25 protein-coding genes are annotated in these 22594 nt (G+C 67.1%); 14 read left to right on the top strand and 11 right to left on the bottom strand.

Annotated elements, in window-relative coordinates:
* Positions 1 to 13: 13 nt before the first annotated feature.
* Positions 14 to 1006 (top strand): ATP-binding cassette domain-containing protein, encoded by a 993-nt coding sequence (locus tag AZKH_RS02355; protein WP_051071633.1) that lies wholly within the window; start codon positions 14 to 16, stop codon positions 1004 to 1006.
* Between the two features lie 4 nt (positions 1007 to 1010).
* On the top strand, positions 1011 to 1808 hold the full coding sequence (locus AZKH_RS02350; protein WP_015434129.1) for an ABC transporter permease: 798 nt from the start codon (positions 1011 to 1013) through the stop codon (positions 1806 to 1808).
* A 14-nt stretch (positions 1809 to 1822) separates the two neighbouring features.
* On the opposite strand, the gene AZKH_RS02345 is transcribed toward AZKH_RS02350, so the two are convergent.
* Entirely contained in the window at positions 1823 to 2137 is a 315-nt protein-coding gene (locus AZKH_RS02345) for a DUF1992 domain-containing protein (protein WP_015434128.1), read from the bottom strand.
* A gap of 105 nt (positions 2138 to 2242) precedes the next feature.
* Between AZKH_RS02345 and AZKH_RS02340 the strand changes: the two genes are divergently transcribed.
* Together AZKH_RS02340 and AZKH_RS02335 are read left to right on the top strand one after the other, a co-directional pair.
* Complete coding sequence (locus AZKH_RS02340; protein ID WP_015434127.1) at positions 2243 to 2878, top strand: TetR/AcrR family transcriptional regulator; 636 nt, start codon at positions 2243 to 2245, stop codon at positions 2876 to 2878.
* 54 nt (positions 2879 to 2932) lie between these two features.
* The gene (locus AZKH_RS02335; RefSeq protein WP_015434126.1) at positions 2933 to 3916 is read left to right on the top strand and encodes an MDR family oxidoreductase; all 984 of its coding nucleotides are present in this window, start codon (positions 2933 to 2935) and stop codon (positions 3914 to 3916) included.
* Between the two features lie 73 nt (positions 3917 to 3989).
* Here AZKH_RS02335 and AZKH_RS02330 read toward each other — a convergent pair whose 3' ends face one another.
* Genes AZKH_RS02330 through AZKH_RS02320 form a run of 3 tightly spaced genes read right to left on the bottom strand, consistent with a single transcriptional unit; the run spans position 3990 to position 7886 of the window.
* Complete coding sequence (locus AZKH_RS02330; protein WP_015434125.1) at positions 3990 to 5063, bottom strand: ABC transporter ATP-binding protein; 1074 nt, start codon at positions 5061 to 5063, stop codon at positions 3990 to 3992.
* Complete coding sequence (locus tag AZKH_RS02325) at positions 5056 to 6795, bottom strand: iron ABC transporter permease (protein ID WP_083902978.1); 1740 nt, start codon at positions 6793 to 6795, stop codon at positions 5056 to 5058. Before AZKH_RS02325 ends, AZKH_RS02330 begins: the two co-directional genes overlap by 8 nt.
* A complete protein-coding gene (locus tag AZKH_RS02320; RefSeq protein WP_015434123.1) occupies positions 6792 to 7886 on the bottom strand; it encodes an ABC transporter substrate-binding protein in 1095 nt (364 codons plus the stop codon). Before AZKH_RS02320 ends, AZKH_RS02325 begins: the two co-directional genes overlap by 4 nt.
* Positions 7887 to 8067: 181 nt before the next feature.
* On the opposite strand from AZKH_RS02320, the gene AZKH_RS02315 reads away from it, so the two are divergent.
* From AZKH_RS02315 to AZKH_RS02305, 3 genes are all read left to right on the top strand, one after another.
* On the top strand, positions 8068 to 8811 hold the full coding sequence (locus AZKH_RS02315) for a TerC family protein (RefSeq protein ID WP_015434122.1): 744 nt from the start codon (positions 8068 to 8070) through the stop codon (positions 8809 to 8811).
* A gap of 11 nt (positions 8812 to 8822) precedes the next feature.
* Positions 8823 to 9263 carry a universal stress protein gene (locus AZKH_RS02310; protein WP_015434121.1) on the top strand — a complete coding sequence of 147 codons (441 nt, stop codon included), beginning with the start codon at positions 8823 to 8825 and terminating at the stop codon, positions 9261 to 9263.
* Positions 9264 to 9365: 102 nt separating this feature from the next.
* Entirely contained in the window at positions 9366 to 9824 is a 459-nt protein-coding gene (locus AZKH_RS02305) for a bacterioferritin (protein WP_015434120.1), read from the top strand.
* Positions 9825 to 9836: 12 nt separating this feature from the next.
* Here the strand turns inward: AZKH_RS02305 and AZKH_RS02300 are convergent, their stop codons facing one another.
* Positions 9837 to 11405 carry a SagB/ThcOx family dehydrogenase gene (locus AZKH_RS02300; protein WP_015434119.1) on the bottom strand — a complete coding sequence of 523 codons (1569 nt, stop codon included), beginning with the start codon at positions 11403 to 11405 and terminating at the stop codon, positions 9837 to 9839.
* Positions 11406 to 11589: 184 nt separating this feature from the next.
* Between AZKH_RS02300 and AZKH_RS02295 the strand changes: the two genes are divergently transcribed.
* Positions 11590 to 12366, top strand: coding sequence for a ferredoxin--NADP reductase (locus AZKH_RS02295; RefSeq protein ID WP_015434118.1), 777 nt, complete (start codon positions 11590 to 11592; stop codon positions 12364 to 12366).
* 355 nt (positions 12367 to 12721) lie between these two features.
* Here the strand turns inward: AZKH_RS02295 and AZKH_RS02290 are convergent, their stop codons facing one another.
* Both AZKH_RS02290 and AZKH_RS02285 read right to left on the bottom strand, forming a co-directional pair.
* Positions 12722 to 13231: a hypothetical protein gene (locus AZKH_RS02290; protein WP_015434117.1), complete on the bottom strand. Its 510-nt coding sequence runs from the start codon at positions 13229 to 13231 to the stop codon at positions 12722 to 12724.
* A 390-nt stretch (positions 13232 to 13621) separates the two neighbouring features.
* Positions 13622 to 14293: a response regulator transcription factor gene (locus tag AZKH_RS02285; protein WP_015434116.1), complete on the bottom strand. Its 672-nt coding sequence runs from the start codon at positions 14291 to 14293 to the stop codon at positions 13622 to 13624.
* A 323-nt stretch (positions 14294 to 14616) separates the two neighbouring features.
* Between AZKH_RS02285 and AZKH_RS02280 the strand changes: the two genes are divergently transcribed.
* A complete protein-coding gene (locus AZKH_RS02280) occupies positions 14617 to 14934 on the top strand; it encodes a hypothetical protein (RefSeq protein ID WP_015434115.1) in 318 nt (105 codons plus the stop codon).
* Positions 14935 to 14977: 43 nt separating this feature from the next.
* Here AZKH_RS02280 and AZKH_RS02275 read toward each other — a convergent pair whose 3' ends face one another.
* Complete coding sequence (locus AZKH_RS02275) at positions 14978 to 16177, bottom strand: MFS transporter (protein WP_015434114.1); 1200 nt, start codon at positions 16175 to 16177, stop codon at positions 14978 to 14980.
* Between the two features lie 126 nt (positions 16178 to 16303).
* On the opposite strand from AZKH_RS02275, the gene AZKH_RS02270 reads away from it, so the two are divergent.
* The 3 genes from AZKH_RS02270 to AZKH_RS02260 all read left to right on the top strand — a co-directional run bounded on the left by AZKH_RS02270 (position 16304) and on the right by AZKH_RS02260 (position 18288).
* On the top strand, positions 16304 to 17425 hold the full coding sequence (locus AZKH_RS02270) for a glycosyl hydrolase (RefSeq protein WP_015434113.1): 1122 nt from the start codon (positions 16304 to 16306) through the stop codon (positions 17423 to 17425).
* A 79-nt stretch (positions 17426 to 17504) separates the two neighbouring features.
* Complete coding sequence (locus AZKH_RS02265; protein WP_015434112.1) at positions 17505 to 17771, top strand: MoaD/ThiS family protein; 267 nt, start codon at positions 17505 to 17507, stop codon at positions 17769 to 17771.
* A gap of 148 nt (positions 17772 to 17919) precedes the next feature.
* Complete coding sequence (locus AZKH_RS02260) at positions 17920 to 18288, top strand: hypothetical protein (RefSeq protein ID WP_015434111.1); 369 nt, start codon at positions 17920 to 17922, stop codon at positions 18286 to 18288.
* A gap of 32 nt (positions 18289 to 18320) precedes the next feature.
* Here the strand turns inward: AZKH_RS02260 and AZKH_RS02255 are convergent, their stop codons facing one another.
* Complete coding sequence (locus AZKH_RS02255) at positions 18321 to 18959, bottom strand: NAD(P)-dependent oxidoreductase (protein WP_041656696.1); 639 nt, start codon at positions 18957 to 18959, stop codon at positions 18321 to 18323.
* 120 nt (positions 18960 to 19079) lie between these two features.
* On the opposite strand from AZKH_RS02255, the gene AZKH_RS02250 reads away from it, so the two are divergent.
* Both AZKH_RS02250 and AZKH_RS02245 read left to right on the top strand, forming a co-directional pair.
* Positions 19080 to 19994 (top strand): LysR family transcriptional regulator, encoded by a 915-nt coding sequence (locus AZKH_RS02250; RefSeq protein ID WP_015434109.1) that lies wholly within the window; start codon positions 19080 to 19082, stop codon positions 19992 to 19994.
* 166 nt (positions 19995 to 20160) lie between these two features.
* Positions 20161 to 21273, top strand: coding sequence for a DUF3108 domain-containing protein (locus AZKH_RS02245; RefSeq protein ID WP_015434108.1), 1113 nt, complete (start codon positions 20161 to 20163; stop codon positions 21271 to 21273).
* Positions 21274 to 21285: 12 nt separating this feature from the next.
* On the opposite strand, the gene AZKH_RS02240 is transcribed toward AZKH_RS02245, so the two are convergent.
* Positions 21286 to 22026, bottom strand: coding sequence for a Mut7-C RNAse domain-containing protein (locus AZKH_RS02240; RefSeq protein ID WP_015434107.1), 741 nt, complete (start codon positions 22024 to 22026; stop codon positions 21286 to 21288).
* Positions 22027 to 22040: 14 nt separating this feature from the next.
* Positions 22041 to 22586: a DUF2946 family protein gene (locus tag AZKH_RS02235; protein WP_015434106.1), complete on the bottom strand. Its 546-nt coding sequence runs from the start codon at positions 22584 to 22586 to the stop codon at positions 22041 to 22043.
* Between the last annotated feature and the right edge of the window lie 8 nt (positions 22587 to 22594).

Here is a 22594-nt window from a genome sequence, read left to right as displayed (position 1 = left end):
CGTCGTGCGCAGCATGCCGGACGACCTCGCGGCGGGCGCACGCGGCGTCGCACAGACCACGCCACTCGTGATCCGCGGGCTGCACAAGTCCTACGGCACGAAGGAAGTCGTCGCCGGCATCGACCTCACGCTCGCGGCCGGCGAGTGCTTCACGCTGCTCGGCCCCAACGGCGCCGGCAAGACGACAACGCTGCGCTGCGCGCTCGGGCTGACGACGCCCTCGGCGGGCGAGATCCTTCTGGCCGGGCTGCCGGTTCCGGCACGGGCGCGCGAGGCGCGGATGCGCGTCGGCGTCGTGCCGCAGCAGGACAACCTCGATCCGGATTTCACCTGCGCCGAGAACCTGCTCGTCTACGGCCGCTACTTCGGGCTCGACGACGCGACGATCAAGGGACGCATCCCCGAGCTGCTCGCCTTCGCCGGCCTCGAGGGCAAGCGCGACGCGCGCATCCAGACGCTCTCCGGCGGTATGAAGCGGCGCCTGACGCTCGCCCGCGCACTCGTCAATCGCCCGGAATTGCTGATCCTCGACGAACCGACGACGGGCCTCGACCCGCAGGCGCGACACCTGATCTGGGATCGCCTCAAGCAGCTGATCCGCGCCGGCACGACGGTGCTGCTGACGACGCATTTCATGGACGAGGCCGAGCGTCTCGGCGACCGGCTCGCGATCCTCGACAATGGCCGCATGCTCACCGAAGGCAGCCCGCGCGAGGTGATCGCCGCGCAGATCGAACCGCAGGTCGTCGAGGTCTATGGCGACTGGAACGGCAGCGGCGCGAACGGCCTGAGCGGTGTCAGCGGCGCGCAGGCCTGGGCCGAGGCACACGCGGGGAGCTTCTCGCGCCGCTATGAGGTCAGCGGCGAGACGGCCTTCTGCTACCTCGACGACGCCGCACCGCTGCTCGCACATCTCGCCGAACAACCCGGCCTGCGCTACCTGCGCCGGCCGGCGAACCTCGAAGACGTGTTCCTGAAACTCACCGGGCGCGAACTGCGCGACTGAGACGATGACCACGGCCCTGCTCTCCTCGCTGCTCCACCCCCCGCGCGTGTCGCGCCGCTTCCTGCCGGTGTGGCGGCGCAACTTCATGGTCTGGCGCAAGCTCGCGCTGCCCTCGGTGCTGGGCAATCTCGCCGATCCGATGATCTACCTCTTCGGCCTGGGCTTCGGCATCGGCATGCTGGTGCCCAAGATCGGCGGCGTGTCCTACATCAGCTTCCTCGCCGCCGGCATGGTGTGCTCTTCGACGATGAACAGTGCCTCCTTCGAGGTGCTGTACTCGGGCTTCTCGCGCATGCACGTGCAGAAGACCTGGGAGGCGATCATGAACGCGCCGGTCGAGCTCGACGACGTGGTGTTCGCCGAGCTCGTGTGGGCGGCGTCGAAGTCGCTGCTGTCCGGCCTCGCGATCCTCGTCGTGATCTCCGCCTTCGGCCTGGTCGATGTGCGCTACGTGCTGTGGCTGCCGCCGCTGGTGTTCCTGGTCGGCCTGAGCTTCGGTGCCGTGGGACTGGTGATCACCGCGCTCGCGCCGAGCTACGACTTCTTCATGTACTACTTCACGCTCTTCATCACACCGATGACGCTGATCTCGGGCGTGTTCTTCCCGGCCGAACAACTCCCGGCCGCGGTGCAGCTCGTCGCCCAGGCGCTGCCGCTCGCCCACGCGATCGCGCTGGCGCGCCCGCTCCTGCTCGGCGAGATCCCGCACGACATCGCGCTGCACCTGGCGGTGCTGGTCGCGTACGGCGTGACGGGATTCTGGATCGCGCTCGGGCTGACGCGGCGACGCCTCCTCAGCTGAGCCTCAGCTGAGCCTCAGCGCCGCCGCAGGCTCCCCAGCGTCGCGATCAGATATCCCAGCCGCCGGCGCACGCGCTCGCGTTCGTCCTCGCCGGATTGCGCCTCGGCGAGCTGCTGGCGCAGGCTCGCGATTTCCTTGCGCAGCAGCACTTCCTGCGGCACGAAGCCGGCGTTCTTGAGGATGTGGTTGGCCATGCGCTGCTCGGGCGACACGAAGGGGTCGTCGTCGAACACCAGCGGGCGGCCCGCGCCCGGCAGGTGATCCAATTCTCCGCGCTTGATCGCGTCCGAGATGCGCTGCTCGGCGAGGATGTCGAAGAGGGAAGCCATGTCTTGGAATGATACTGCGGCGGGCAGGCTAGAGCTTCGACCGGGGGCGTCGAGGATCGCTCCCTCGTCCTTGAGATTAATAGACACCTGGTCTAATATCGATCGATGGATCAGCCCGGCTCCCTCCCCCGTCGTCCGCGCGGCCGCCCGCCGCGCAACGGCCATAGCTACGCCGACACGCGCGAACTGCTGATCCGCCGCGGCACCGAGCTCCTCACCGAGCGCGGGGTCAGCGCGACGGCGCTCGACGAGGTGCTGAAGTCGGTCGGCGTGCCAAAGGGGTCTTTTTATCACTACTTCCCGAGCAAGGACGCCTTCGTGCTCGCGACGCTGGATTCCTACGCGGCCTACCTGCTGTGCAAGCTCGACCGCCACCTGCGCGACGCGAGCCTCGCCCCGCTTGCGCGCCTGCAGTCTTTCGTCGACGACGCCTGCTCCGGCGTGGAGCGCCACGCCTTCGCGCGTGGATGCCTCGTCGGCAACCTCGGTCAGGAAGTCGGCTGTCTGGACGCAGAGATCCGGCAGCGGCTGGAGGAGATCTTCCTGACGTGGGAAGCGCGCGTCGCCGACTGCCTGCAGGCCGCAGTCAGCGCCGGCGAACTGCCCGCGGGCGCCGACTGCGCGGGCCTGTCGCACGCGTTCTGGATCGGCTGGGAAGGCGCGATCCTGCGTGCGCGGCTGATGCGCTCGACTGAGCCGATGCGCGCGTTCTTCCGGTTTTTCACGGCGGCATTGCGCTGATTTTTTGTACCTATTTTTAGGTAGTTAGTCTAATTAACCGGCAAGGAGAAGACGATGTTCCAGGGCATTCTGATCACCAAGGACGAAGCGGGCTACCAGGCCCGGCTGCAGGCCATCGACGAGGCCGTGCTGCCGGAAGGCGACGTGACGGTGCGCGTCGCGTGGTCGACGCTGAACTACAAGGACGGACTCGCGATCACCGGGCGCTCACCGGTCGTTCGGCGCTTCCCGATGATCCCCGGCATTGACTTCGCGGGCACGGTCGAAAGCAGCAGCCATCCGGCGTGGAAGGCGGGCGATCAGGTCGTGCTCAACGGCTGGGGCGTCGGCGAAGTGCATTGCGGCGGCCTCGCGGAAGTCGCGCGCGTGAAAGGCGACTGGCTCGTGCGCCTGCCGGCGGTCTTCACGACGCGCCAGGCGATGGCGATCGGCACGGCGGGCTACACGGCGATGCTGTGCGTGCTCGCGCTCGAGAAGCACGGCATCCGGCCGGGCGACGGCGAGATCCTCGTCACCGGCGCGAACGGCGGGGTCGGCAGCGTCGCGATCGCGCTGCTCGCGAAACTCGGCTACACGGTCGTCGCCTCCACCGGCCGCGTCGCCGAATCCGACTACCTGACCGGCCTCGGCGCCGCGAGCGTGATCGACCGCAAGGAGCTGTCTGAGCCCGGCAAGCCGATCGGCAAGGAACGCTGGGCGGGCGTCATCGATACCGTCGGCAGCCACACGCTGGTGAATGCCTGCGCGACGACGCGCTACCGCGGTGCGGTCGCGGCCTGCGGACTCGCGGGCGGCATGGACTTCCCGGCCACGGTCGCGCCCTTCATCCTGCGCGGCGTGACGCTCTACGGCATTGATAGCGTGATGGCGCCGCAACCCGTGCGCCAGGAAGCCTGGGAGCGGCTCGCGCGCGATCTCGACGCTTCGAAGCTCGACGCGATCACGAGCGAGATCGCACTCGCCGACGCCACTTCGGTCGCCGAAAAGCTGCTCGCGGGGCAAGTGCGCGGGCGCGTCGTCGTGAAAATCGGCGGCTGACGCGGCGATGGATACGGCCAACCGGTCGCGGCATTGCTGATGCCACGACCGGAATGGCCGCACGCTACGGGGATCAGGCGGCCGCCTGTTCCGGGAACACCCACACGTCCTCGGGCGCGAGCTCCAGCCAATGCTCGCCGTCGGCGAGCGGGCGCGGACCGAAGGCGCGCACGCGGATGCTGTCCTGGTGGAAGAGATGCTCCCAGCGGTCGCCGAGGAACATCGAAGTCACGAGCGGCAGGCGAATCCGGTTGTCGCCCGGGCCTTCGGCGACGCGCACGCGCTCCAGCCGGATCATGCCCGTGCATTTCGTACCGCTCTTCAGTGTACCGCGCGCCTGCCCGCGCAACTTCCAGCCCGCGCCGGCGAGCACCGCGGTGCCGTTCGTGACTTCGGCGACTTCACCCGCGATGCGGTTGTTGCTGCCCATGAAGTCCGCCGTGAACAGCGTCTGCGGATTGCCGTACATCTCCTGCGGCGTGCCCTGCTGCTCGATGCGGCCTTGTGAGAGCAGCAGGATGCGGTCCGACATCGCCATCGCCTCGCCCTGGTCGTGCGTGACGACCAGCGCCGACAGCTCCAGCTCGAGGATCAACTCGCGCAGCCAGGCGCGTGCTTCCTCGCGCAGTTTGGCGTCGAGGTTGGAGAGCGGCTCATCCATCAGGATCACCGGCGGGTTGTAGACCAGTGCGCGGGCGATCGCGACGCGCTGCTGCTGGCCGCCCGAGAGCTGGTGCGGGAAGCGCTCGGCGAGATGGCCGAGGCCGAGGTTCTTCAGCGCGGACGTGACCTTCGGCGCGATCTCGCTCGACGAGACCTTGCGCAGCTTGAGGCCATAGGCGACGTTGTCGAACACCGTCTTGTGCGGCCACAGCGCGTAGGACTGGAAGACCAGGCCCAGGTTGCGCTTTTCGGCCGGCAACTCGAAGCCGGTCGCACCGTCGAACACGGCCTTGTCGTCGATGCGGATACGGCCCTTGTGCGGCGCTTCCAGCCCGGCAACGGCCCGCAGCAGCGTCGTCTTGCCGCTACCCGAAGGCCCCAGCAGCGACACCACTTCGCCGCGCTTCAACTGCATCGACACGCCCTTGAGGATGGCGTTGTCACCGTAGGAGAGGTGCAGGTCCTCGACATTCAGCTTAATCATGAAGTTTCACTCCAAACCGCAGCGCGACGGCGAGGCCCACCCCGACCAGCGCGACGTTGATGACGGACAGGGCGGCAACGATGTCGCTTGCGCCGGTGGCCCACAGGGAGACGAGCAGCGAACCGATCACTTCGGTCCCCGGCGCCAGCAGATACACGCCGGTCGAGTACTCGCGCTCGAAGATCATGAACACCAGCAGCCACGCGCCCATCAGACCGTAACGGATCAGCGGCAGCGTCACGTGGCGGCTCACCTGGCCCCGCGTCGCGCCGACGCTGCGGGCCGCTTCCTCCAACTCGGGTCCGACCTGCAGCAGCGAACTCGACACGAGGCGCATGCCGTAGGCGAGCCAGACCACCGAGTAGGCGAGCCACACGCTGACCATGGTCGAGCGCAGCGGCGCGAACGGCGGGAAGAACAGGAACACCCACAGGAAGGCGAGACCGGCGAGCAGCCCGGGCACGGCGCGCGGCACGAGCACCAGGTAATCGACGAAACGCGTCCAGCCGTCGGCCTTGCGGTGCGTCGCGAGGCCCAGCGCGGTGTAGCAGACGACGGCCAGCGCGCCGCCGATGACGCCGATCAGCACGGTGTTGATGATCCCGCGCACCAGGGCCGGCTGCTCGAACACTTCGCGGAAGTGATCCAGCGTCAGCACCTCCATCAGGTTCACGCCCTCGCCCCAGAAGGACACGAAAGCCCGCAGCGTGATGCCCGACAGCGGCACGAACACCGTCAGGAAGAGCCACAGGCCGAGGATCGCGACCGCGACCCAGCGCCAGGCGCCCAGCGGCAGCGGACGCTGACGTCCGGCCTTGCCCTTCACGGCGACGAACTTCGAGGCGCCGCGCAGCAGGTAGCGCTGCAGCATCACCAGCGGGAAGGTCACCGCGATCAGACACACGGCGACCGCGGCCATCAGGTGGTAGGACGGCGTGCCGAGCTTGTTCGTGAGCTTGTAGAGGTAGGTCGCGAGCACGAGGTGGCCCTCGGGGTCGCCCAGCACCAGCGGCAGGCCGAAGATCTCGAAGCCGAGGAAGAACACCAGCACGCCCGAGAACAGCACCGCCGGCGTGACCATCGGCAGGCTGACGTCACGCGCGACCCGCAGCGGGCTCGCGCCGGCCATGCGCGCCGCCTCTTCGACGTCCGAGCCCAGGCTCTTCAAGGCGGACGCCGAGTACAGATACACGTGCGGCACGTGGGTCAGGCCGGCGATGATCGCGATGCCGGTGAGCGAATAGACGTTCCACGGCACGCCGCCGAAGATCCCGTTGAACCACACCGAGTAGAAGCCCACCGGGCCGGCGGCGACGACGTAGCCGAACGCCAGCACCATCGGCGACACGAACACCGGCACCAGCAGCAGCGGCTCGATCCAGGTGCGTCCGGGCAGGTCCGTGCGCACCATCATGAAGGCCAGCACGCCGCCCATCGGCACGGCGATCAGCGCCATGCCGAGCGCGATCACGAGCGAGTTGCGGAAGGCGATCCAGAAGTCCGAATCGGCAAAGATGAACTCGAAGGCGCCGAGCCCGAAGTGCTTGGCCGGCGCGAAGAAGGGCGCGTCGAGCAGGCTCTGGAACAGGATCAGGCCGAGGGGCAGGAACACCAGCAGCGCGGTAAGCCCGATCACCGCATAGCGCGGAAATCCGCCGCTACGCGCCGGCCGCCGCGGAGCGGCCGGTGCGGTCCCCGCGACCATGGTCGGTTGAGCGGGGGTAGACATCATTTCGTTCCCTTGACGGCGGACTGCCACTGCTTCAGGAAGTCGAGGCGCTTGGCCGGATCGAGGTAGGTCAGCAGCGACGGGTTGACCGGCACCGGCTTGAGGCTCGCGCCGAGCGTCTTCTGCAGGCCGGCCGCGGTGACTTCGCCTTCGACGTCGCTACGGATCGAGCCGAGGTCGGACTGGTTGGCGATGATCTTCTGCCCGCGCTGCGACAGCAGGTAGTCCAGCCACAGCTTGGCGGCGTTCGGGTTCTTCGCGCTCTTCGAGATGAACATCACGCGCGACAGCACCAGGGTGTAGTCCTTGGGCATCACGACGCCGATGCTCGGATCCTTCTTCGCGCGCAGGATCGCGTAGGTGCCGATCAGGTTGTAGGCGAGCAGGTTCTCGCCCGACGAGAGGCGCTCCATCATCGTGCCCGAGCTCGACTGGAAGCGCGCGCCGACATTGCCGAAGGCCTTGGGCACGTCCCAGAAGTTCGGATTGGCCTTGACGTCCTGCGTGACCATCATGAAGCCGACGCCGGACTTCTCGATGTCGTAGGACGTGACCTTGCCCTTGAAGCGCTCGACGTTGGCATTGAGCATCGTCACCAGTTCGGCGTGCGACTGCGGCACCTCCTCGGGCTTGAGCAGGCGCTTGTTGTAGGCGAAGACGATCGGCTCATAGGTGATGCCGTAGGCTTCGTTCTTCCACACCGACCAGTCGGGCAGCTTGGGGATTTCGGGCGAGGCGTAGGTGAGCGCGTAGCCGTCGCCGACAAGCTTCACCTGCAGGTCCATCGACGAGCTCCAGACCACGTCGGCCGAGCCCGCGCCTGCCGCCTGTTCGCTGATCACGCGGTTGTAGACCTCGGTCGTGTTCATGTCGCTGTACTCGACCGTGACGCCCGGGTAGAGCGCCTGGAAGTCCTTCATCAGCGGCGCGACGGCATTGGTGTCGGTCGCGCCATAGACTACGACCTTGCCTTCCTTCTTGGCCGCGTCGACGATCTTCGAATAGTCGGCGGGGTAGCCGGCAGGCACTTGGGCAAAAGCTGCGCACGCGGTTCCGAACACAACGACGCCAAGCAAGCGGTTCAGGGGTTTCATCTAGGGTCTCCTCGGTCTGTGAAATTGGCTGCGGCTTGCCGGCTTCTTGAATCCGGGCGCTTCGCCACGGTCGCAAGGTTGGGCCAGGAAGCTTTCAATTTGCCTTCAGTGCCGGGAGCGCAGATCTTTGCGACAATGGGGGGCGCGGCCGCTTGGTTGCGCCATGAATGGAGATTTGCCCGTGCTTGAAACGATGATGAGCGGCGCCTTCTGGGTGTCGGTCGCACAAATCATCGCCATCGACATCCTGCTCGGCGGCGACAACGCCGTCGTGATCGCGCTCGCGTGCCGCAAGCTGCCCGATCACCAACGCAACAAGGGCATCGCCTGGGGCGTGGTCGGGGCGATCGCGCTGCGCGTCGCGATGATCTTCTTCGCGCTGCAGCTCCTCGCGCTGCCCTTCCTGAAGATCGTCGGCGGACTCCTGCTGCTGTGGATCGGCGTCAAGCTGATGCAGCCCGAGGACGACGACGGACACGGCAGCATCGAAGGCAGCACGAATCTGCTCGGCGCGATCAGGACCATCGTCGTCGCCGACGCCGTGATGAGCCTCGACAACGTCATCGCCGTCGCCGGCGCCGCGAAGGGCGACCTGATGCTGGTGATCTTCGGCATCGTCGTCAGCATCCCGATCATCGTTTGGGGCAGCAAAGTCGTGCTCAAGCTGATGGACCGCTTCCCGGTCGTGATCACCTTCGGCGCAGCACTCCTCGGCTGGATCGCCGGCGGCATGCTGGTCGGCGACGCGGCGCTTGAGGACATCGTCGACGACGCGCCGGGCTGGCTGCATTACGCGACCTCGGTCGTCGGCGCGCTGGTCGTCGTCGCCGTCGGTGCGTGGATCGCGAGACGCCAGGCCGAGGAGGCGCCGCTCGTCGACCTCGCCGTCGAAAATCCCAGCCCCCCCCGCCCGCGCGGCCAGTAAGGGAGATCACGATGCTGAAGATCCTGGTACCGATCGATGGCTCGGACAACAGCAACCGGGCACTCGACCACCTGCTGACGCTGCGCGCCAACGGCAGCGCGCTCGACATCCATCTGCTCAACGTGCAGATCCCGATCGACTCCGGCCACGCGCGCATGTTCGTGAGCCACGACGACATCGAATCCTGGCACCGCGACGAAGGCCTGAAGGCGCTCGCCGGGGCCCGCGCCCGACTCGACGCGGCGGGCATCCCCTACACCCACCACATCGCCGTCGGCCACGTCGCGGACACCATCGTCCGTTTCGCCAACGAACATCATTTCGACAAGATCCTGATGGGCACGCACGGTCACGGCGGGCTGCTGCAGACGCTCCTCGGCTCGGTCGCGAAGGCCGTGCTGGAGCGCTCGCCGATCCCCGTGACCCTCGTCAAGCCCGACGCCAAAGGCTGACCCGCCGGCCGCCGCGCTCCCGGCAGCGGCGGCAGCCATGAACTACAGTGAAGCGAGGCTGTTTTCCTCAAAGGGGGAATCAAACGGCACAGGAGACTCGCCATGGCGGAACTCGACAAGGCGCAAACAGTGGCGGCGCTGAACCGCATCCTCGAAGCGGAGCTGGCTGGCGTCGTGCGCTACACCCACTACTCCTTCCTCGTCTTCGGCTTCGGCCGCATCCCGATCGTGTCCTGGCTCAACGCCCAGGCCGACGAATCGCTGATGCACGCGCGCGCGGCCGGCGAATGGATCACGGCGCTCGGCGCCTATCCCTCGCTCGCCATCGGCCCGCTGCTCGACTCGCACCAGCACGACATCGGCGCGATGCTGCGCGAATCGCTCGAATCCGAACGCGCCGCGTTGAATCTCTATCGCGATCTGCTCAAGCTCGTCGCCGACCGCTCGGTGGCGCTCGAGGAGTACGCGCGCGACATGATCCGCATCGAAGAAACCCACCTCGCCGAAGTCGACAAGATGCTGCGCAAGCCGGGCGACTTGCAGGCGTATTCGCCGAGATAGCCTCGGACGGCGCTAGTACGGCGGCAGCGACGTGAGCCGCCGGTCCTCGACCGGCCCGCCGACCGTGAAGTGGTAAAGGCTCTGCCACTCTTCGCCGGCAAGGCCCAGCAGCTCGTGCATCGCGTCGTCGAAGAAGCAGCCGATGCCGGTGCCGCGCAGGCCGGCGGCTTCGGCTTCGAGGTACAGCATGTGGCCGACCATGCCGCATTCGCGATAGAGCTGCGGATAGCGCCACGCCTCGCGCTTTGCGAGCCCGAAGCGCGCCAGCATGCCGAGCGCGAAGCAGGACTCGGCCGCGATCTCCTGGTGGCAGGACACGAGTTGCGCCGACGCGCGCAGGTCGTAGGGAATCAGCAGGTAAAGCGGCAGATGGTCCGGGCCGACCTTGGCCCACACCCAGTCCTCGCGCAGCGCCGCGCGCAGTTCGTCGAGCGCGGCCGGATCGCGCAGCAGCATGTAGAGCCCCGGATCCAGCCCGGTCACGCGGTGCACGAACATCGCCAGATGCACCTGCGGCGGCTCGGGCCACGCGTCCCAGGGCGACACGTCTGCGCGCGGCAGCAGCGTGTCGAGCATCGCGAAGAAGGCGTCCGAGCGCATTGTCGTGACGCCGTCGAAGGCCACCGCGCTGCGGCGCTGTCGGACCAAGGTCGCGGCCGGCAGATCGAGCACCGACGCGGCGGGCGGCGGCAAGGCCGACAAGCTCGGGGTGGCGACCGGCGTCGTGCGCGGCTTCCACGCAGCCGCTGCAACGGCATCGATGTCGCGCCACTCGACGTGCGAGGCGCTGAGCCGGTTCGCCCGGCCCTGCCATGCCACGTCCGCCCCCAGCGCGAGCAATGCGTCGACATCGACCGCAGCCCGCACATCACCGACCTGAAGCAGCACGTCGGGCGCCTCGCGCTCCGCGTCACCGTAATCGCCGTCGCGATCGAGTCCCGCCAGCCGCGCGATGTCGTCGTCGCCCACGCGATCGATCACCCGGACCGACCACCCGAGCGCCGCCGCGGCGACGGAGATCGCCGCGATCGCATGCCCGCAGTCGTGCTGGCAGTAGCGGTAGGCGCGCATCCCGTACTTCCAGGCCTCGCGCCAGTGGATCGAGCTCAGCGCGACCAGCACCGCGCCGCCGCCGAAAGCCGCGTTCCAGTCCTCGCCGCCCGCCATGCGCTGCTCGAGCACGTGGTCGCGGCTCAGGTAGTGATGTACGCCGCCGGCAAGGCCGGTCAAGGAGGGCGCGACGAGGTAGGCTTCGGTCGGATGCAGGTTGCCGCTCGACGGGTTGCAGCGCAGCGCCCAGCGCGATCCCTCGAACTCCTTCCACGCCGACAGCGCGAGCGACAGTTCGAACAGCACCGCGAGATTTGCAAGCTTGAGCGCGGCAGGCTCCGGCCGCGCGCCGCGACGCAGATCCTCGTAGCGGGTCGCCACGCCGTCGGCGCCGAAAGGCAACCGCAGCCGCGGCGCGCCCTCGAAGCGGCGCCACGGATCGGGCTGGTTGGCCCAGTCGAGCCGGCCCGGCCCCGGCGCATAGCCGTCGAGCCGGTGTTTGCTGCGCTGGTGGTAGGCATTGACGTCCATGCCGGCAGCTCCCGTCGTCAGGCGCAGCCTCCTCGGAGGGCGTCGCCTATTTCTTTGTGCCAGATTCGCCACTTACGGAGCTTTGCATATAACTTTTTGGCCAGAAGATATAGCCCCCGTCGCTGCGCCGCAGCAGTACAATGCGCGCCGTCCATCCAATCTTTCAATAATCGCAGATAAAGTCATGGCAGCCTACATCACCGAAAAGGTCGTCAGCGTGCATCACTGGAACGACACGCTGTTCTCGTTCACCACCACGCGTGACCGCGCGTTGCGTTACGAAAACGGCCAGTTTGTGATGATCGGCCTCGAAGTCGATGGCCGCCCGCTGACGCGCGCGTACTCGATCGCCAGCCCGAACTACGAGGAAAACCTCGAGTTCTTCAGCATCAAGGTGCAGGACGGCCCGCTGACCTCGCGCCTGCAGAAGGTCCAGCCGGGCGACGAGATCCTCGTGTCGCGCAAGCCCACCGGCACGCTCGTGCTGCACGACCTGCTGCCCGGCAAGCACCTCTACCTCTTCTCGACCGGCACCGGCCTCGCTCCGTTCATGAGCGTGATCCGCGACCTCGACGTCTATGACCGCTTCGAGAAGATCGTCCTGATCCACGGCGTGCGCTTCGTCAGCGAAGTCGCCTACGAACACTACATCACGCACGAGCTGCCGCAGCACGAGTTCCTCGGCGAAGCCGTGCGCGAGAAGCTGATCTACTACCCGACCGTCACGCGCGAACCCTTCCGCAACCAGGGCCGTTTCACCGACCTGATCGAAAGCGGCAAGATCTTCGAAGACATCGGCCTGCCCCCGCTCGACCCGGCCGTCGACCGCGTGATGATCTGCGGCAGCGCCGCGATGCTGAAGAGCTCGCGCGAACTGCTCGACCGCCGCGGCTTCAAGATGTCGAAGCGCATCGGCGAGCCGGGCGACTACGTGATCGAGCACGCCTTCGTCGAAAAGTAAGACCTTCCGGTCCCTCGATGACATGCCGGCCCCGGTGGCCGGCATTTTTCGTTTACCCGATGGCCAGAAGCCCTTCGGGCACATCGCATCGAAGTGCGGCCATTGCCCAACTGGCATCGCGAATATGCATCAAGATGCATCCATTCGGTCGCTGGGCTCATCTCCCCGCTGTCCGAAGTGCCGCCATACCGCGACACTCGCCCCCTCACGATTGCCAATCGCATCCCACTTTAGAGGCGCAAATGCTCGCCCCACAGCGCCCGGCCGTAACAGCACGACAACAGGGCGCACGGCGACCTCGTCGCCGTGCAGGCTTCAGCCTATGCTCATGCCGGGCGGTTGCCCCAAAACAGCGTCAGAAGCAGTCAATAAACTCTCGGTTGAGCGTGCCCGGGACGCTTGCCTGAAGGCTGTCAGCGGTGAGCACGATATTTGTATAGCTCACTGAGCAAAGCCGCCGTACCTGGTTTCCAGGGCAGGTGAGGGTGGACGCCGGAGGATTCACTTCAACTGAGCCTGTGACCTGGCCATTCTTGCCGGAGGTGAATTCGTCACTCCCGCTCACCGGGCCTGCCGAATCTTCCTTGTTGGAAGCCTGGGGATGGTTCCCGCCCTTATTGAAGCACGCATAGAAAGCGCTCGCATCAGCGGAGCATGTGACCAATATGGTCTGGTTATCTCCCAGGCCCGCTACCTTGAAACTACAGTCCAAGTTTCCACTGCCGTCCACCACCGCGTCTTGCTTGACAAAATGGGGACTGTCCGCAAAGGCCCAACCTGCACCCAAGCTGAACACGCCTATAAGACACAATTGCGCTGCCACCAGCGTGCCAACCGCACGCCGTTCTTTGCTCATCTCTTCCATGTTTCGCTCCTCTCTTCCAAGTGCCTTCCCTTGGCCGCCCTACTGGCCCGATTCGCTCCAATCTGCTGGAGTTGCCGGCGGCGCGATGTGCCCTGCGTTTGAGGGCCCCCTCGAATATCGGGACAACCCTTCCGCCTTCCTTCCTGGGTCGCCCGACGTCTTTTTTTTAGGGATAGCAGGCGAGGGGGAGTTTGGCGACGATGTCGATTGTCTAGGCCTATTGGCCTAAGCCTTGGAGCCGCCACCCGTGAAAATGCTGCCCTCCGGGGCCGGGCCGAAGATGACTTTGGCATTGACGAAGGAATGCGCGTGAAATTGCGCGTCAGTAGCCTAGGTCCCGTGTCATAGGTCCTGTGACGGTCGGCCTAGGCCGCTGTGGGCAGGGGAATATCAGCCGACGACCGAGGAGCCGGAAGCGTTGCGCTGCAAGGCCAACTGGGCACGCCGGGTGACGCCGAGCTTGGCGAAGATGTGACTCAGATGCGCCTTGACGGTCTTGTCGCTCATGCCCAGCGCCCTGGCGATCTCCTTGTTGGTGCAACCGCGCGTGATCAGCCTGACGATTTCCTCTTCCCGCGGGCTCAGCCTTTCGGCTGCACCCGCGCTCTCCCGGTGCTGGGCCTGCAGATTGATCGCGTCGATGAGGCTCGTGAGCACCTGCGCCAGTTTCTCGCGACCAAGCCAGATTTCTCCGCGCAGGATCGCAAGCATGGCATTGGCATATTCTCGGCTGCCGCTGCTCTTCGCCACGAACCCACAGACCCCGTGCAACAGCCCATCCGACACGCGCTTGTCGGCCAGGTCGCTGGCAGCCATAAGAATTGCAGTTCCGGAGTTTGAATGACGGAGGGACGAAAGCCGCTCCCGCTCTCCCGGTCCGTTCGGGTCCGCGTCAAACACCAGAAGGTCCGGATGCAGGGCGCCGAGCAACGCGGCGAGTTGTTCATGGCTGAATACGTGGGCAACCAGCTGAACGCCTGCGAGTTCCGCAGCGGCAACGATTTTTTCGCGAAAGCTGTTGTCCGGACTTGCAACGAGGGCGGTTGGAGCTGTCCTTTCCATTGCGCTCAACCTCCCTGCCTGATCTTCCCGGCCAACCCGGGCGCACTTCATGCGTACGCCATATTACTTGATTTATACATCAGATATTGCCAAGCGTCTCGTGATGCCCACGTAACGAGGCGTAAGGCGCGGACGCACTTGTCCGGGCAATCGCAAGGATCATAGAACAGACATGCGTTGCGAGACCGATCCTCTTCATACGATCGCGCTGACATCTTCCCCCGACATGGCCGATCCGGGCGTATATTTGCGATCGCAACTTGCAAGCAGCATTCCGTAAACCCCGGACGGCACCGCCGCCCGGCCAACCAGGAGATACGCGCATGTCCCGTCTGACCGCAGTCCTTCTGACCTCCCTCTTCCTCGCTTCAAGCGCCTTCGCGCAGACCCCCGCTGCGGAGCCCGCTACACAGGCAGCGCCGGACTCGAGCTGCGAAGCGAAGGCCGTCGACAAGAACGGCAAGCCCCTGGCCGGCGCTGCCAAGAGCTCGTTCATGAAGAAGTGCCACGGCGAAATGTCGAAGGCCGCGAGCAACGAATGCGCCACGAAGGCCATGGACAAGAACGGCAAGCCGCTCGCCGGCGCCGCCAAGAACTCGTTCATGAAGAAGTGCATGGCCGACGCGAAGGCCGCGAAGTAAGCCCTTCCGACTGCAGCGCGATGCCGGCCTTGCGCCGGCATTTTCATTTGCGCAGCCGGTGATGCGCCCGCAGCAGGCGCCCGAATCCCAGCGCCAACACCGGCAGCAACAGCGCCGCGAGCCCGAACACGCCGTTCGCGCCGATGTGCGAGAGCAGCGCCGCGGCGAGCACGACGCCCGCCGACTGGCCGAGGAAGAAGGCCGACGCGAAAAGCGACACCGCCGTGCCGCGTACCTGCGGCGCCATCTGCGTCGCGTTCGTCTGCAGCGTGTTGTGCAGCATGTAGAAGCCCAGCCCGACGCAATAGCAGGCCGGCACCGCCCAGATCCACGACGGCGCCACCGCGAGCAGCAACCACGCCGCGCCGAGCAGCGATCCGCCGATCCGCGCGAGCCCGACTTCGCCGAAGCGGCGGACGAAATGGCGCGCAAAGCCGATGTAGGACAGCCCGCCGAGCCCGAAGAAGGCCATCAGAGCGCCCGCCATCGTCAGCGACAGGCCGAAGCGTTCGTGCAGATAGCTCGGCGCGAAAGCAAGCGCGCCGAACACCAGCATGCCTTCGAGCGCGACCACGGAGAGGATCACCCGCGCCCAGCCGATGCCGAGCACGCCCATGGCCTGCGTGACGATCCCGGCACGCGGGACGTCCGCCGCGGGGCGGTGATGGGTCGTCGCATTCGAGCGCGATTCGGCGAGCACCGTCAGGCCGACAAGGAGGTAGACGAGCGCGATGAAGCCGAAGGCCCAGCGCCAGCCGAGCGTGTCGGTGAAGACGCCGCCGATGAACTGGCCGCCGATCACGCCGAGGATCTGTCCGCCGAGAAAGCGCGCGAGCGTCGCCTGGCGCTGCTCGTAGGGTACGGTGTCGCCGATCCAGGCCATCGACAGCGGGATAATGCCGGCCGCCGACGCGCCGAGCACGAGCCGGAACAGGATCAGCATCTCGAGCGAGGTCGCGAACGCCGAACCGAGGGTGCCGACGGTGCAGGCGAGCGTCGTCAGCGCGACCAGCCGGTACTTGCCGACGCGGTCGCCGAGCGGCCCGAAGACGGCCTGCAGCAGGCCGTATGCGACCGAGAAAGCCGACACGACCTGGGCCGTCGCGGTCGCGCTCGTGCCGAAAGTGCGCGCGAGATCCGGCAGCATCGGGTCGCACAAGCGCGCCGATGCGCCGCTCGCGAATGCGGCGACCGAAAGCAGAGCGACGGCCCGCCAATGTTGCGGGTCGGAAGCGTGGGACATGTCGGGATCGCGGGGTCGGGGCGCGGGAAGCGTGGCCGGCAAGTGTAACGCAGTGTCGCCCCGCCTCCGGGCGCCTTGTTTCCAGTGGCAGACTATCTATCCTGATAGCTCTTGGAGGGCAAACGCATGGACCACGTCGTTTTGCTGATCGGGACGCGCAAGGGCGCATTCTTCCTCCGCGGCGACGCCAGCCGACAATATTGGCAACTCGCCGGTCCCCGCTTCCTCGGCTCGGCCGTGCATCACATGGTGCTCGATCCGCGCGACCGCAGGACGCTGCTGATGGGCACGCGTCCCGGCCATCTCGGCCCCAGCCTGTTCCGTTCGACCGATTTCGGCGACACCTGGCAGGAGGCGAGCAAACCACCCGCCTTCGCCCCGTCCGACGACCCGAAAGCCGCGAGCGTCGACATCGTCTTCTGGCTCGCGCCCGGCCACGCGTCGGAACCCGACGTGTGGTACGCCGGCACGGTGCCACCGGGGCTGTTCCGCTCCGAAGACGGCGGCGACACGTGGCAGGAAGTCGCCGGCTTCAACCGCGGCCTGATGCCGGTCATCCGCGAGGCGGTCGGACCGATTCCCGGTGGCCCGCCGCTGCATTCGATCCTGGTCGACCCGCGCGACGCCAAGCACATGTACGTGTCCGTGTCCTCGGGCGGCACCTTCGAGACGACCGACGCCGGCGCGAACTGGCGCCCGCTCAACCGCGGGGTTGCCGCGGAATTCCTGCCCGACCCCAACGCCGAATTCGGCCACGATCCGCACCACGTCGCGCTGCACCCGCTCGCCCCCGACCGCCTGTACCAGCAGAACCACTGCGGTATCTACCGCCTCGACCGCCCCGGCGACACCTGGCAGCGCATCGGCCGCGCGATGCCGACCGAAATCGGCGACATCGGCTTCCCTGTCGTACTGCATCCGCGCGACCCGGACACGCTGTGGGTGTTCCCGATGGACGGCACCGAGAACTGGCCGCGCACCTCCCCCGGCGGCCGGCCTGCCGCGTACTGCAGCCGCGATGGTGGCGAAAGCTGGATACGCCAGGACAGTGGGATGCCATCGGAGCACGCATGGTGGACTGTCAAGCGCCAGGCCTTCTGCGCCGACGCGGGCGATCCGCTCGGGCTCTACTTCGGCACGACCAGCGGCGAACTGTGGGCGAGCACGGACGAAGGCGCCTCGTGGCGCCGCATCGCCGAGCATCTGCCCGAGATCTTCTCGGTCGAGGCGGCGGTGGGGGCCGCATGAGCGCCCCCGCCCGGCCGCCCGAAGGGGGCGCTCACCTTCCCTCGGGGAGGATGTCGCGTAGCGACAGGAGGGTAGTCAAGTGAGCGTACGGGTTCGCATCCCCGGCCAGCTCTTCAGCTACACGGGGGGCCTATCGCAACTCGAAGTCGAGGGCGCGACGCTGGGCGCCGTGCTCGACGACATCGACCGGCGCTTCCCCGGCCTGCGCTTTCGCGTCGTCGACGAACACGGCGCGATCCGCCCGCACGTGCGCTTCTTCCTCAACGGCAACGGCGCCCTGACGCTCGCCCAGCCCATCGCGGACGGAGACGAACTGGTGATCGTGGGGGCGCTGAGCGGCGGCTAGGCCTCGCCCTGAACGCAGGAGATCGTCACCCTGCGCATCCTCGATCACGATCGACGCCGAAATACCATATACGCGAGTAGTGTTTTTGAAATCGCCCTCCTATATTTGGAAAGCTGCCCCCGAATCAATTCCGAACAGGAGGAAGATCATGTCACTCGCAAACCGGACCCTTGCTGCCGCACTGATTTCCGCTGCCTGCGCCTTCGGCGCCGGGCCAGCGCAGGCGACACACTATACGGTCGCGTGCGCCCCGGAACTCAACGCCGTGGAGGCCGCAATCATGGCGGGCACGTTCCTCGGCAGAAGTGCCGCGACGGACCAGAGCAACCTGCTCGCCAAGCTCGATGCCGCCGCCGCCAAGATCCAGCTGCAGAAGTTTCCGGACGCGATCGACAAACTCGAGGACATCTCTAACGCGGCCACCGCCCTTGCCGGCGCACCAAAGCCGAAGCTCAACGATGCAAGCCTGATCAACAGCTCGGTCCGAACCGCGATCACTTGCGTCGGCAATCTTTAGAACCTTCGGGGGCGGTCGTCGCCCCCGCCAGCTCAATAGCCCACGGTAAAGCGGTGCCGCGAGTGCGCCGCCTTCTCGACCTCGTCGATCATCGCGACCGCGTAATCCTCGACCGAGATCCGGCTCTCGCCCTGCGCGTCGACGAGCAACTGGTCGGTGCCAAGGCGGAACTTGCCGCTGCGCTCACCCGGTTCGAGGTGGGCCGAGGGGCTCAGCATCGTCCAGTCGAGCGCCGGCTCGGCCCGCAGCAGCTTCAGCGCCTCGCGCGCACCTTCGGCCGTGCCCTTCCACTGCGCCGGGAATTCCGGCGTATCGACGAGCTGCACGCCCGGCGCCACTTCGAGGCTGCCGGCGCCACCGACGACCAGCAGGCGCGGCACACGGGCCTCTTTCGCCGCCGCGATGATCGAGCGGATGCCCTGCACGTAGTAGCCGAACACGTCGCTCTGCGCGTGGCCGCTGAAGGCCGAGACGACGGCATCCACGCCACGAAGCTGTGCGGCCAGCGCAGCCGTGTCCAGCACATCGACCTTCGCGACCTCGAGGCCCGCCTGCGCGGCAATCTTCGCAGGATTCGACACCAGCGCCTTCACCTGCAGCCCGCGCGCAAGCGCTTCCCTCAGCAGCGCGGAACCGACGTAACCCGAAGCACCGATCAGAGCAATCTTCATCTGCATCACCTTTCGTAGAGGATCAATTTGAAATTGGAACGGCGCCATCATCGCAATCCCGATTGCAGAGAAAAACCGCAACAGTGAAAATTCACTGTTTTCCAATTCTGGACAATTGAAATGAGCCTCTCTGACCGCATCGATCTCAACGCGCTGTCGATCTTCGCCGCCGTTGCCGAAGCCGGCGGCTTCACCGCGGCGGCCGATCGCCTCGGCATCGCGAAGGCCAAGGTCAGCCTCGAAATCGGACGGCTCGAGACCCATCTCGGCGCAAGCCTGTTCTCGCGCACCACGCGCCGTGTCGCCCTGACGGACGCCGGCCAGATGCTCTACGACGAGTGCGCGCCGCGCCTGCGCGGCATCGAGGACGCGCTCGCCCAACTCGGCAGCAGCCCGGCCGAACTCACCGGCACGTTGCGCATCGGCTGCACCGTCGATCACGCCGTGCAGTCGCTCGGGCGCGTCGTCGCCGCCTTCGCGGCACTGCACCCCGGCCTGCAGATCGAGCTGCGCACCAGCGACCGCGTCGTCGATCTCGTCGAGGAAGGCATCGACGTCAGCTTCCGCATGGGCTGGCTGCGCGACTCGACCCAGCGCGCGGTGAAGCTCACGGACTTCGAACAGTGCGTCGTGGCCTCGCCGGACTACCTGCGCGACGCGCCGCGGCCCGAGCGGCCCGAAGCCCTCGCCGACCACCCCTGGGTCGCGCTGAGCCTGCTGCCCTCGCCGCTCACCTGGCAATTCACTTCGCCGGCCGGCGAAGTGCGCAGCGTGCGCATGCGTAGCCGCCTGCGGGCCGACTCCGCGGCGACGCTGCGGGCGCTGCTCGAAAGCGGGGCGGGCATCTCGGCGCTCGACCAGTTCAGCGCCGAAGCGGCGATCGCCGACGGGCGCCTCGTGCGCCTGCTGCCCGAGTGGTCGCTCGCGCGCGGCGGCGTGTATGCCGTCTACCCGCCCGGACGGCATCTGCCGGCCCGCGTGCGAGCTTTCGTCGATTTCTACCGCGAGATGCTGCACGCTCCGGCCGCCACGTGAGCCGCCGACACGGTCGACTTGAGCAAACCCGCCCGTGTCCATGACAATACAATCTTTTTGCATCCGGCATTGCCGCGGACGAGCCCGAAGCGACAGGCCGGGCGCGGTAGAATGGCAGCCCACCGCCGGAATGCCCTGGCCTCCACTGGCGCACAGGCGCTGATCCATGCCCGAATCCAAGCCGTACCGCTCCCCCGCCGTCCCGCGCCGCCTGCTGATCGCCCTCGGTCTGTCGCTCCTGTTGCATGCGCTGCTCTTCGTCGGCACGCGCCTCGACCTGCGCCCGCCACCCGACCTTCAGCCGCTCGACGTCACGCTCGTGCGCACGCTGCCGAAGCCCGAACCGCTCGCCGCAGCCGCCCAGCCCGCCCCCGCCGCCGAAAAGAAACCGCCGCGTCCGAAGCCGCCGCCGAAGAAGCCGGAAGCCGCGATCACCGACAAGCCGATCGAGGCGCCGGAACCGCCGCCCGAACCGGCAAAGCCGGAACCCGCACCCGAAACGGCAGCCGCGCCCGAAAACGTCGCAACGACCGACACGCCGGCGGGTCCCGCCGACAGCGCAGCAGCCGCGGCCACCCCCTCGCCCGACGCCGCCCCCGGCGGCAGCAGCGCCTGGCCGCGCGCGGGGCGCATCAGCTACGCCGCCTTCATGGGCGAGCGCCGCTACCCGATGGGCCGCAACACGCACCAGTGGGAGATCAAGGAAGACGGCAGCTACGAATTCTCCGCCCTGTCCGAACCGGTCACCGTCACACCGATCCCGTGGTTCCAGCCCGGGCGCAAGCTGTGGGAAAGCACCGGTCACTTCACGGCCGCCGGCCTGCGTCCGGATCGCTTCGTCGAACGCCAGGAAGGCCGCCCCGGCGAACTCGCCGTCGAGATGGACTGGAAAAAGGGCCAGATCCGCAGCGCTGCCGGCACCGCGCCACTGCCGGAGAATGCGCAGGACACGCTGTCCTTCCTCTACCAGATCGGCTATCCGGGCGTCGTCAGCAGCGGTAACCTGGCCGTGACCACGGGCGGCACCTTGGTGGAGTACCGCCTCGAGCAGATCGGCGAGGAAGCGCTACAGATGCCCTGGGGCCAGGTCTGGCGCACGCTGCACCTGCGCGCGTCCTACGGCACCGGGCGCGAGATGACCGACGTGTGGATCGCGATCGAACACTTCAGCCTGCCGGTGCAGATCCGCACGATCGACCCGAAGGGCGTCATCTACTACCTGATGGCGACCGACATCCGCATCAGCCGCGATACGGTCGCGCAGATGCCGACGCGCTGAGCCGGGCGGCGCTCAGTCTCCCAGCAGGCGCCCGACGAGGTCGTGCATCTTCACCCAGTGCGAGCCTTCCCAGAACACGCGCCGACACACATCGCAGGTGCTGAAGCGCTGATGGCGTTCGCGCACGCTGGGCGGCAGGCGGTCTTCGACGAGGGCCTTGTCGATTGCACGCAGCGGCGCGTTGCACTCCAGGCACAGCGTGAAAGGACGCGCGCTGCGCGCCAGGTCGAGGCGGTCGAAGATCTCGCGTAGCTGACGTTCGGGCTTGAGCTCGTGCACGTAGCAGCCGTGCGTGATGGTGCGGCGCTTGAGGAGTTCGCGGTCGCGGGTGAGCACGATGCGGCCGTCGGCCGCGGCGATGGCCTCGATCGCGTCGTCCGCAAAATGGTTGTCGTAGAGCGTGTCGAAGCCCGTCAGCCGGAGCAGGCGCGCGAGTCCGCCGAGGTGCGCGTCGGCGACGAAGTGCATGTGGCGCAGTGGGTGCTCGCGTACGCGCAAGAGCGGCGTGACATCGAAGGCCTCGAACTTCGGATAGACGGAGACGCGGTCGCCGTCGTGGAGCAAGCGGTCGAAGCCTGACGACTCCCCGTTGACCAGCACGAGTTCGACCTCGGTGTGCGGCACGCCGCAGGCCTCGATCATGTGCTTGACGGTCGCGGCCCGTGCGCAGAGGGCCTGGAATTCACGGTAACGGCGGTCCGGGGCGAGGAAGTCGTTGAGTTCCTCATAGAAGCGGAAGCTCGCCGTCGCCATCGCCGCCGCTCACATCAAGGCGCGGGCCTCGCCCGGAAGCCGTAGCGCGCCGGAACCTCGTCGCGCGCGATGAGGGCAAGTGGCAACCCGCACCAGAAGGCCTTCCCCTCGCCCGCCATCAGCGCGACCCACCCGTCGTCGTCGACGGGAGCACCGTCGCCCCCGACGCACGCGGCGAGGAAAGCCTGCAGGTCGCGGTCGTCGAGGAGCCCGATGCCGAGCGCCGTATGCAGCAGCACATTACCCTCGTCGTCGAGATGCACCGCGTCCACCGCACCCGCCGCGGCGCCGGTGTGGGCGACGAGGTTGCCGTCGGGCTGCAGCCGCAGCACCCACGGCGTGTAGTCGAGCGTCACGTAGACGCGCTGCGGCCCGTTATGCACGAGCCAGTTGCCGGCGTCGTCGCTCGTGTAATTGTCGTTAAGGAATCGCAACAGGCCGGCATGCGTGACCGGCTCGCCCTGCAGCCGCCAGCCGCCGCGCCGGTCGAGCGACAGCCAGTCGTAGCAGGCGGGCACGTCGGGCCAGCGGGCGAAAGGCGTGGCCGAAGAGGTATTCATTGTCAGGA

This window comes from Azoarcus sp. KH32C (assembly GCF_000349945.1).
Lineage (GTDB): Bacteria > Pseudomonadota > Gammaproteobacteria > Burkholderiales > Rhodocyclaceae > Aromatoleum.
The sequence above is the reverse complement of the archived record's forward strand: the minus strand, read 5'-3'. Positions and strand labels throughout refer to the sequence as shown.